Below are 11948 nucleotides of genomic sequence, written 5' to 3'. Positions count from 1 at the left end.
GTCATACCCTGCGGGGACTTTGCCGATAGGCAAACCGTTGTCCAATGTGCGGGTTTATATCCTGGACCAGGTGGGCCATCCGGTGTCTGCAGGAGTAAAAGGGGAGTTATACATAGGCGGTGCCGGCGTTACGCAGGGTTATCTGAATAACGCGGAATTAACGGCAGGGAGGTTTGTTGCAGACCCATTTTCCCATAAGGCAGGTGCTAAAATGTACCGCACCGGCGATATGGGCAAATGGTTGCCTGATGGCAATATCCAGTACCTGGGCCGCGCAGACGAACAGGTAAAAGTTCGGGGCTACCGCATAGAATTGGGTGAAATAGAACGGGTATTGCAGCAAAGCAACCTGGTGAAGCAGACGGTGGTAACATTGCGTACAGATGCAGTGGGAGATAAACAATTGCTGGGTTATGTGGTACCCAATGGACATTTTAATAAAGAAGATCTGCTTATTTACCTGAGGAGTTTATTGCCGGCATATATGGTACCATTGCTCATAGAAATGGAGCAGCTGCCCCTGACAGCCAACGGCAAGGTCGATAAGAAAAAACTACCTGCTCCTTCGGGCGCTGTATTGTCTCAACGGGCATACACAGCGCCGCGCAACGAAACAGAGCAGCAGCTGGCAGACATATGGGCAACATTGCTGGATATAGAAAGGGTAGGTGTAAACGACCACTTTTTTGAGCTGGGTGGACACTCGCTGAAAACATTATTGGCTGTTGCAAAGATCAACAAACACTTCCAGACAACATTGCCGCCGGCGGATATATTCAGATATCCTGTCTTGCAGGATCTTGCAGCAGTCTTATCAGCGCATAAAAAAGAGGATATACCCGTACTCAAACACGTGGCTTTACTGAATCAGAAAATGGAACAAGGTGTAATGATGTTCCCACCTGCTTTTGCGCAGGGGATTGTTTACGCCGGACTGGCCGGTTCGATCAAGTCTCACTCTATGTATAGTTTCGATTATATTGAAGATCCCGACAGACTCAACAGCTATGTAGACCTGATCACAAAACTGCAGACAAAGGGCCCGTATATCCTGATGGGATACTCCATAGGTGGAAACCTGACATTTGAAGTGGCTAAAGGATTGATTGCTGCGGGACATCGTGTATCAGCTGTTATATTGATTGATTCGGTAAGAATAATACGTCAGGCAGAAGATGAAAGTATCAGTAAGGAAGAACTGGGAAGGATAATGACAGAGATACTGGTACAACAGTTATCAGGTGTGGAAGAGGAGTTGAAAGCCGGAATGATTGATGATGCCTATGCCTATTCACAATATCATAATCGTATGGTGAACGATGGCGTGATAGATGCCGACATTTACCTGGTGAAAAACGGAGAAAAGAGAGCAAATACAGATTATCGCTGGGAAGGCGCCACTACGGGGATATACAACATTTACGAAGGTAAAGGGAAACACGAAAAGATGATTACAGAAACGAATAACCTGGAACATAATGCTGCTATCATCAAAGGTATTCTGGAACAATTAAAAGGATAATCAGTCAGTATAGAAGCAATCAGTTCCCATGGTTTTTAACAAGAGGTCGTCTCATTAATAATGAGGCGACCTCTTTATTTAGTATCAACAGGAGATAAAAATCAAAAAAAAGTTTCCTTGTATCATATTTTAATAGGGATGATTGTCAATCTATATGACAGGCTTTATAGATTTTCCCGATTGCGAAAATCAAATTCCCGATAGGCGGCCTTTATCGTTTTGGCGGCAGCTACATTTGCGTGCAAAAGGAAAAGCAATGAAGCAATTTTATCTGCGCATTCCAGTAAAGAAGGTATTTGCCCTGTTTATACTCTTATTTGCTGTTTGCACCCAAACCATAGCGGAAGATATTTTATCAGCCATAAAAGGTAAAGTACTTACTTCTGATGGCTTACCCGCACCTTACGTTACTGTCAGGATACAAAACTCCAACCATGGCGCCCTCACTGATGCCAATGGTGACTTTGTAATCAAAAAAGTGAAGCCTGGAAAATATACCCTCATCGTATCTCTTGTAGGATATGAAAACGTACTTCAGGAAGTAGTGGTAGAGACAGATGGGATCACCCGTACCACTATTACGCTCGGCGCTTCTGGTCAGCAAATGAAGGAAGTGACTGTAATTGGGGAGTATAACAAATATACGGTGCTCACCCCCTCCAATTCACTACGCCTGAATGCCCCCCTGGTAGAAGTACCTCAAAGCATTACGGAGGTTTCCAGGGAAGTATTGGCAGACCAGCAGATCTATAATATGCAGGAAGGTGTTACCCGGAATGTGAGCGGTGCTTCGAGGCTGGGTCACTGGGACATGTATTCCAATATCCAGATCCGCGGTTCCCGCGCCAGCTCCCTCCGGAATGGGATGAACGTATTTATCAGCCCATGGAGCCCGCTGACAGAAGATATGAGCATGGTAGACCGTATCGAGTTCGTGAAGGGACCCGCTGGCTTTATGATGTCCAACGGAGAACCTGGCGGCATGTATAACGTGGTGACCAAAAAGCCTACCGGTGCAGACCAGGGCGAAGTGACCCTCTCTCTGGGTAGTTACGATAACTACCGTACCACACTAGACCTTGACGGTAAACTGTCTAAAAATGGTAAACTGCTGTATCGTCTTAACCTGGCCGGGGAGCTGAAAAACGGCTGGCGCGATTTCGACTATACCAACCGTTACAGTATTTCTCCGGTATTAAAATACCTGATAGACGAGAAAAACACGGTTACGCTGGAATACAACCTCCAGTACATGCAACTGCCGGTAATCGGCGGCAACTACTCCTTCTCCAAACGTGGTTACGGGGATCTGCCTGTGAACTTCACCACTATTGAAGGCAATATGGATCCTACAAAGATTAATGACAACAGCGTCATGGCTTATTATGAGCATAAGTTCAGTCCCGACTGGAAGCTAAATGCCCAATTTGGTTTCTTCCATTACAAACAGATCGGCCAGAGCATGTGGCCGGCTGGTTTCTCCACAAAAGGGAACGACAGCCTTCTACAACGGAGCATGAACATCTGGGATGCATTGGGCCTGAACAAAACGGCGCAGGTATTTGTGAATGGTACCATTCGTACCGGCGCTGTGACCCACAATATACTGGGTGGTGTGGACATGAAATACAGTAACTATTATGCTGACTGGGGACAGGGTGCATCATTCGGCGATTCTACTTTTAATATCTACAATCCTAAACACGGTGCCGTTACTCAACCCAAATGGGACCGCTCTACGGATATCCGTACCCGTGGGGTACAATATAATTATGGTTACAGCGCCGTTTATCTCCAGGACCAGCTTGGTTTCTTCGATGATCGCCTGCGGGTAACCCTGGCCGGCCGTTATACCACCAATAAAGTAATAAGTCCGTACGATGGAACCAACAAAGACAGCAAATTCACGCCCCGCTTTGGTATCAGCTACTCTTTCGATAAGAACAGTTCCGTATATGGTGTATATGATGTGAGTTTTATCCAGACCCCGGGCCTGGACTGGCAGAAGAAACCATTCGATCCCATGACAGGCGACAACATTGAGTTCGGTATTAAACGCGACTGGTTTCAGGGCCGCTTTACCACTACACTGGCAGTATACCAGATCACCAAAAATAATGTACTGACAACAGATCTGGAACACAAGGATCCGGCTTCGAACCAGTTCATCTATAGCCGTCAAAATGGGCAGCAGCGCATCAAAGGACTGGAGGCTGATTTCCAGGGTGAAGTAGTGAAAGGGCTGAACCTGATGGTGAACTATGCATATACCGATGGTGTCGTTTCCAGGGATGCTGATCCCAAACTGCAAGGCAACAATGTGCCAGGCATTGCCAAACATATCCAGAACACCTGGCTGACCTATACGCTTGGTAATGGTGCGTTGAAAGGGCTGCGTGCAAACATCGGCTATCAGTATCAGGCCGGCCGTATTGCTGGCCAGGTATATGACAAGAGTGAAAACTTCCTGCCCGACTATTTCAGGATGGATGCAGGCCTTGGATACACCATCAATAAATTCAGTGTGAACGTACTTGTAAATAATGTATTGGATAAATACCTGTACACCGGCGCTCCTTCTGCAGACAACTACGGGAACAAGATCTATTACTGGCAGACAGAACCCGGACGTAATGTGAGGATGAGCGTTGGATATCGTTTTTAATTTTAAGTCCTTGAACTACTGTAAGGATGTAATTAAATAATCCATATATGCCCTTAAAAAAGACTATCCTGAAGATACATCGCTGGCTCGGACTTACGTCCGGGCTGGTTGTATTTATACTGGGCATCACCGGATGCATGTATGCATTTATTGATGAACTCAAGCCCATCGTGTACCGGCAGCGTATGTTCGTGGAAGTGCCGGAAGGCGGCAGGCGTTTGCCAATGAATGTTATCAGGGAAAAAGCACAAGCGGCGATAGGGAAGGAGTATACGTTGCAATTGGCAGAAGTGCCGATGGCGGCAGAGAGAAGCGTGTCGTTTCGTACGCTGAAAGTGAATCCTGACGGGCACTCGTATGCTACCTATATGGAGTACTTCTATCGCATTTACGTAGACCCATATACAGGGGCGGTGCTGAAGATAGAGAACACCAAGTGGGAATTTTTCAATACGGTAGTGAACCTGCACATCAACCTGTTACTCGGGCCAAAGATAGGCGGAACTATTGTGAATTGGTCCGTTCTTATTTTTGTGGTGATGCTGATATCCGGGATTGTGCTCTGGTGGCCTGGCAATAAGGCTGCTGCTAAGCAGCGTTTCAGCTTCAAGTGGAAAAGCACTACCAAATGGAAACGTAAAAATTATGATCTGCACAATATCCTTGGCTTCTATTCCATGCTTATATTGTTGGTCATTGCCATTACAGGATTGGTTTTCTCCTATCAATGGGTCAGCAACGGTATACAATGGATCGCCAACGGAGGAAAGCCAACGGTATTGCCAGCTCCTGTATTATCTGATACTACCCACGCAGGTGTTTATTCCCTGGAAAAGATATTGGCAGATGCCATCCTGAAAGCACCTGAAGGGACTACCTTTTTTGTGGGTATTCCTAAAAATGACAAAACTGCTGTATCTGTATTTGCCCGCCGGGATGGTAAGCCGCTTTATAGCGCTGTTCGTATGCAATATGACCAGCATTCCGGAGTTATGCTTACGCGCAGGGCCTTTGCTGATATGGGTAATGGAGAGCGGATAAATGCCATGAATTATGATATACATGTAGGCGCGGTACTCGGTATACCAGGAAAGATACTCGCCTTCCTGGCTTCGCTGATAGCCGCTTCCCTGCCGGTTACCGGATTTTATATCTGGTGGGGAAGACGAAACAAAAAGCAGGTAACGCCACGAGCGGATAAGAGCAGTCAGATTAAAAGGACCCGACAGGAAAAACCGGTAACCCTGCAGTAACCTTAACCATATATCTTCCTGCTTCAAACAGGTCATTGTAAAGTGTTATCAGCATAATGAACAGTTCAGTCACGACCCGTATTATACTGGCGGATGCGCAACCTGTTTACAGAGAAGGAATCAAAAGTTTGTTAGCAGATCATCAAAGTAACTACCGGATTGAAGAAGCAGGTAACAGTGAAGAGCTGCGACCTGCTTTACTCTCCTTTCAGCCGGACATACTCATACTGGATTATGATCCAGGTTACTTTGATGCTGATGAACTGGTGAGTACCCTGTCTGTTATCCCGGAATGCAAGGTGATCCTCCTTTCCAGCCAACAGAAGAAAGTAGATATTTTCCGGTTGCTTGACAGCAACATTTACTGTGTGCTTACCAAGGAATGCAAAAAACGTGATATCCACCAGGCTATCAGTTGTACCTTGCGGGGTGAAAAATTCTTTTGCACTTTTGCCCTGGACTTATTGCTGGCTGACAGAAGAAAAACGCCTTCTGTTCGCAGTTTTCCGCCGGAGGGGTTGTCTGTAAGGGAAACAGATGTCATCCGTCAGATAGTCAGCGGAAAATCCAACAAAGAGATCGCCGGATCTATGCATTTAAGTCAACACACCATTCATACACATCGCAGGAATATCATGCGGAAACTGCAGTTACATTCTGCCGTTGAATTGTGTAACTATGCGCTGGAAACCGGTATTGTTAAACTCGAATCCTGAGTCAGGTAAGTTCCTTGTCATAAAGAGGGGTAACTGTTTTACACAGTTGCCCCTCTTTATTTTATTCCACTGCTCCTTTTCAGCATTTTATACCACGATCATGGTAGTTCGGATACCATACCACTACCAGCATTTTAGCATCACGGGGTGATTGACTGCGCAGCCTGACGCACGTACTTTTAATACCCTGTATTATTAAAATGAAAATTCTATGGACAAAATGATTTATGATTTTGCGGCTGTTGGTGTTGGCCCTTTTAACCTCGGACTGGCTTGTCTCACTCATGCCATTCCTGATCTGAACGGTATATTTCTCGACAAAAGAACAGACTTTAACTGGCATCCGGGGATGCTGATGCAGGACACCACCCTGCAGGTACCTTTCCTGGCGGACCATGTAACCCTGGCTGATCCCACCAATCCCTTCAGCTTCCTGAATTACCTCAAAGAACGGGGACGCATATACGGCTTTTATATCCGGGAAAATTTTAAAATGCTCCGCAATGAATACAATCAGTATTGCCAGTGGGCCATCAGCAAACTGCCGGAAGTTCGCTTCAATACTGCTGTAAAAAGGATTGATTATGATGAAACAGCTGGCCTTTACCTGCTGCAATGTACTGATGCCACGCAGGGAGATTTGCTGATCAGGGCACGCAAACTGGTGCTGGGCACCGGAACGGTGCCTTATGTGCCAGCCAGTTGCCGGGAACTGATGACAGCAGCGGTACATTCCGCCAATTACCTGAAACATAAACATCTGCTGCAGTCCAAACGCTCCATCACGATTGTTGGCAGCGGCCAGAGTGCTGCGGAGATCTACTATGACCTGTTGCAGGATATCGACACTTACGGCTATTCCCTGCATTGGATCACCCGTTCTCCAAGGTTTTATCCGCTGGAGTACAGTAAGCTCACACTGGAGATGACATCACCCGAATATGTAGACTACTTCTACGATCTCCCGCCTTTTAAGCGGGACGAGTTATTGCATAGCCAGAAGCAGTTGTACAAGGGTATTAACAACGATCTGATCGCCGCTATTTTTGATACCATTTATGCTAAGAAGCTGATAGGTGATATTGATATCTCGCTGCGTACCAATGCTGATCTGCGAGAGGTGGTGTATGACCAGCAGGCGGAAAGTTTCCGTATGACCTTTTTCCAGGAGGAACAGGAAAAGCATTATGTTCATCAGACGGCAGGCCTGGTGCTGGCCACCGGTTACACTTCCCGTATTCCTGATTTTATGGAACCTATTCTCCACAAAATTCAGTTGGATGAAAAAGGACGTTATGCAGTGAACCGCAACTACAGCATCGATCAGGCGGGCTCCATATTTGTACAAAATGCGGAGCTGCATACCCATGGTTTTGTGACGCCCGACCTGGGCATGGGCTGCTACCGCAACGCCTGGATCATTCGGGAGATGCTGGGGCGTGAAGTATATCCGATTGAACAGCGGATTGCTTTTCAGCAGTTTGCTGTAAGTGCCGGTGAAGAAACAGTGCTCACGCAACCTCACCTGATCTGATATGCCACTGCGATTTTACCTGATACTAATGACGCTGGTGGCTGTAGTCAGTGATTATATGATGCATCCATTTTATCCGCTGTTCTTTGCTTCCCGCTTTGGCATACAGGACCCACGTGTTACCGGCACCTACTTCAGCGCTGTATGTGCTACCGTAATGGTGGCATTCCCTGTATGGGCGATGGTATCAAGGCGCATACCGGAACTTCGCATACTGGTGTACACACAGATTATTGCGGGCATACTGGCCGTCTCCTGCGCCTACATCACCAACTATGCGCTGTTCTGGGTCGTATCGCTGGCGATCATCATTTTTAAAGGCAGTTATCTGCTGGTATACCCTTTTATACTGCGTATCACAGACACAGATAAACATGTAGGCATTATCAGCATACTGTCAGTGATTATCCACCTGGGAAGTGTGTTGGGAGCGGTGTTTGGAGGTATGGTCATAGACTGGATGCAACCGCAGTACATATACCTGGGCATGGCCGCGGGAGATTTCTTCCAGGCAGGGCTGAGCGGATACCTGTTATGGAGTCGCGGAGAAACGATTCCACAACAGCCGATAACGAAACAGCATTCACAAAGCTGGACAGCGCTGATACCCTCTGGTACTGTGCTGCGACTGAGTGTAATCACGCTGTTCTTTTACTACAGTGATTTCATCATCCGTCCTTTTTTCGTGAAATACTGGGAAACAGTGTCCATGCTGCACAGCAGGATTCTATCGGGGGCGGTATACGCTATTCCGGCAGCAGTGGCTGCCCTGGCCCTCTGGATGAATCGGCAGCGCAAAGCACCRGATACGCCCTGGCATGCTATCCTGCCGGCGTTGCTACTGGCATTGGTGGGATTGCTGTTGCAGTCCTATCCATCCACCGTAACCATCATTGCCGGCCGATGCTTTTATGGCTGGGCATTTTTCCAGTCGGCTGTCCGTTTCGATGCCCTGTTGTTCCATGTCTGCGATCCGACGTCCTATGCTGTTGAATACAGCAAAATACATTTCTTTCAAAACCTGGGCGTGCTCACTGCATCCTTTTCTGCCGGTATACTCGTGGAGCATTATCCGCTGTATATCCCGTTCATAGCTGCCTTTGCGGGCTATCTGCTGGTAACGGCCATGTATTACCAGTTGGCGCGTCCTTATGTTCACCCGGTTAATCCATCCTGAAAATGAAGACACCGATCATACCATTACAACTAACGCCCGCATACCGGGTTTCCGTTCCGCTACTGGGAACTGTGGAACTATGGCTTATGGACCTGCAGCGCGATACGCCGGAAATTTATCGTTGGGTTACCCAGTCTTATGCTCACTATTGGGGCATGACCAACAAATCTTACGAAGCGGTGCTGGCGGAATATATGGCCATAGATAATAACGATCATGCCTGTGCACTGATTGGGAAGATAAATGGGAAAACGGCTTTTCTCTGTGAGTGCTACGACCCGGTATATGATCTCATTGGGAGTTTCTACGAACCGCAACCCGGAGACGTAGGGATGCATATACTGGTTGGCCCGCCGGAGATACCTGTTCATGGCTTTACGTGGCAGATATTCTCTATCGTTATGGACTTCCTGTTTGATAATCCCCAACATAAAAGGGTGGTGGTGGAACCTGATATCCGCAACGAAAAAATACATCATATCAACAGGAGGGCAGGTTTTACCTATGAGAAGGAAGTACAATTGCCACATAAAACCGCTGCCCTGGCCTTCTGTACCCGAATACAATACTTAAATGCAAAAAAAATAACGGAATATGAATACCAACGAAACGATCATTAATTGCCCCGAACAGGTGATCAATCATCTGCAACCTGATATCTGGGCTATGGCCAACCGCCTGCATGTGGCCAAAATTATCAGTGAGTTTGCCCACGAGCTGCTGTTGCAGCCCGAATGGATCAGTGATGACCAGGAGTGGTCGCAATACCGGTTGGCCGCTCCGGATGCAGCAGGGGTTACTTACTTTTTCCGTGCCCGTATCCTCCGTCTTAATCATTGGTCCATTGATACAGACAGTATCCGGAAAGTGAATAACGGACAAGACCTGCCACTGGACAGTATTCTGTTGATACAGGAGCTCCAGCGTCAGTTGAACATCAGTACAGAAAATCTTCCTTCCTACCTGGAAGAGATTACCAGTACGCTTAACGGCAGTGCCTATATGATGAGCAGGCCGCAGTTGTCTATGAGTGCGTTGGCACAATCAGATTACCAGGTTTTTGAGCATGCCATGACTTCCGGTCATCCTTGCTTTGTAGCCAACAACGGTCGTATTGGTTTTGATGCCAACGACTATGGCATATATGCCCCCGAATCGGACCAGCCAATACAACTGGTATGGCTGGCCGGTCATAAAAGCCGTACTGCTTACAGTGCAGTAGAAGAGTTGCCCTATAGTAAGCTTATTGCGGATGAACTGGGGGAGGAGACGTTGGCATCATTCAACAAAAAACTGGAAGACAAAGGTCTTTCTCCTGATGATTATTTCTTTATTCCCGTACATCCGTGGCAGTGGTATAATAAACTTGCCATCATCTGCGCGCCTGACCTGGCCAGCCAGCATCTGGTGTGCCTGGGATATAGTCCTGATCTGTTCAATGCGCAGCAGTCTATCCGCACGTTTTATAACCTCAGTCATCCTGAGAAGCATTATACCAAAACGGCGCTGTCTATTTTGAATATGGGATTTGTACGCGGGCTTACTCCGTACTATATGGACAGCACGCCGCCCATTACGGAGTGGATACGTAAATATGTAGGTGAAGATCCCTATCTCAAACAGAATGGGTTTACACTGTTGTGTGAAGTGGCTACTGTGGGTTACCGGAATTTCTATTATGAGCCGTTTGGTAAGCAGGTGGCTTATAATAAGATGCTGGCCAGTCTTTGGAGAGAGAGCCCGGCGAAAGTACTGCAACCAGGCCAACAGTTGATGACGATGGCAGCACTGCTGCACACTGATTACCAGGGCAATGCTTTGTTGCCTGCACTGGTAGCGGCCTCCGGTATCTCTGTACACGATTGGCTGGAGCGTTATCTGCAGGCATACCTTACACCGCTATTGCACTGTTTCTACGAACATGACCTGGTATTTATGCCACATGGAGAAAACCTGATCCTGGTGCTGGAGAATCATGTACCGGTGAAGGCCATTATGAAGGACATCACCGAAGAAATCGGCGTATTCCGTATGAATACTGACATAGCAGAGAAAGGAAGACGTATATGCGTGACCGTTCCGGAGGAACTGCGGATACTGAGCATACTCACAGATATTTTTGATTGCTTCTTTCGTTTCCTGTCAAATATTCTCGTAACCAAATGTGATTATCCGGAAGAGGATTTCTGGCAGCAGGTTGCGGCATGTGTATATGCCTACCAGGAAGATCAACCGCAACATGCAGCCAAATTTGAGCAGTACGATATGTTTGCGCCGGAGTTTATTTTATCCTGTCTGAACCGCCTGCAACTCCGTAATAACAGGCAGATGGTAGACCTGGCCGATCCGGCGGGAAGCCTGCAGCTGGCGGGTATGTTACAGAACCCGATCGCTCCTTTCAAACGTAGGACCGTAGCTCCCGCCGGGCTGGAAAATACCCTGAGTCAATGATGATGTGTGAAGAAAAACAAGATGTCCGTCAGCAGGTGCTGACGGACATTATCCGCCGGAGGCGAAGTGTATTTGCCGATGACTACCTGGATGTGCCGGTGCCGGAAGCTATTATCCGGGAAATACTGACCAACGCCACCTGGGCGCCTACCTATAAAATGACACAGCCCTGGCGTTTTATTGTATTGCAGGACAGTCAGCGTGCACCTTTCGGGGAATACCTCGCGGCGTACTACCGGGAACGGCTATCCGCAACAGAATGGTCACACAGCAGACATGAACGGGCAAGGCTATATCCATTGAAAGCACCCTGTATCATCGTCATCATCATGCGGTGTAACGCGAAGATTGATATAAAGGAATGGGAAGAAATGGCTGCTGTATGTTGTGCTGTGCAAAATATGGCGCTGACCTGTGAAGCTTATGATATCGGCGCCTACTGGGACAGTTGCGATGCCTGCATTGCCTACGCCAGGGAAAACTGGCTGGAAGAAAATGAACAATGCCTGGGTTTCTTTTACATGGGGTATTATGACCGGCAAAATTACTGCAGCGCCAAGAAGCGCACCGACATTGACAAGAAAACAACATGGCTCTATTAATTTTTTAACCCGCATAACTATTCTATTT

9 protein-coding genes are annotated in these 11948 nt (G+C 47.3%); all 9 read left to right on the top strand.

Going from position 1 to position 11948, the window contains the following annotated elements; genetic code table 11:
- Positions 1–1522, top strand: a 1522-nt coding sequence (locus AC1DCV_RS20875) for a thioesterase domain-containing protein (RefSeq protein WP_477024986.1), incomplete at its 5' end; no start/stop codon positions are given.
- 256 nt (positions 1523–1778) lie between these two features.
- The gene (locus tag AC1DCV_RS20870) at positions 1779–4187 is read left to right on the top strand and encodes a TonB-dependent siderophore receptor (RefSeq protein ID WP_477024985.1); all 2409 of its coding nucleotides are present in this window, start codon (positions 1779–1781) and stop codon (positions 4185–4187) included.
- A 47-nt stretch (positions 4188–4234) separates the two neighbouring features.
- Positions 4235–5440 carry a PepSY-associated TM helix domain-containing protein gene (locus tag AC1DCV_RS20865; RefSeq protein WP_477024984.1) on the top strand — a complete coding sequence of 402 codons (1206 nt, stop codon included), beginning with the start codon at positions 4235–4237 and terminating at the stop codon, positions 5438–5440.
- Between the two features lie 56 nt (positions 5441–5496).
- Positions 5497–6156 (top strand): LuxR C-terminal-related transcriptional regulator, encoded by a 660-nt coding sequence (locus tag AC1DCV_RS20860; protein WP_477024983.1) that lies wholly within the window; start codon positions 5497–5499, stop codon positions 6154–6156.
- A gap of 211 nt (positions 6157–6367) precedes the next feature.
- Positions 6368–7690 carry a lysine N(6)-hydroxylase/L-ornithine N(5)-oxygenase family protein gene (locus AC1DCV_RS20855; protein ID WP_477024982.1) on the top strand — a complete coding sequence of 441 codons (1323 nt, stop codon included), beginning with the start codon at positions 6368–6370 and terminating at the stop codon, positions 7688–7690.
- 1 nt (position 7691) lies between these two features.
- Complete coding sequence (locus AC1DCV_RS20850) at positions 7692–8867, top strand: MFS transporter (protein WP_477024981.1); 1176 nt, start codon at positions 7692–7694, stop codon at positions 8865–8867.
- A gap of 2 nt (positions 8868–8869) precedes the next feature.
- Positions 8870–9487: a GNAT family N-acetyltransferase gene (locus tag AC1DCV_RS20845; RefSeq protein WP_477024980.1), complete on the top strand. Its 618-nt coding sequence runs from the start codon at positions 8870–8872 to the stop codon at positions 9485–9487.
- Positions 9462–11318: an IucA/IucC family protein gene (locus AC1DCV_RS20840; RefSeq protein WP_477024979.1), complete on the top strand. Its 1857-nt coding sequence runs from the start codon at positions 9462–9464 to the stop codon at positions 11316–11318. Before AC1DCV_RS20845 ends, AC1DCV_RS20840 begins: the two co-directional genes overlap by 26 nt.
- Entirely contained in the window at positions 11315–11920 is a 606-nt protein-coding gene (locus AC1DCV_RS20835; RefSeq protein WP_477024978.1) for a nitroreductase family protein, read from the top strand. The genes AC1DCV_RS20840 and AC1DCV_RS20835 overlap by 4 nt, the downstream gene beginning before the upstream one ends.
- Positions 11921–11948: the final 28 nt, after the last annotated feature.

Source organism: Chitinophaga sp. 10T418 (assembly GCF_056394125.1).
This window is presented reverse-complemented; position numbering and strand designations above follow the sequence as displayed.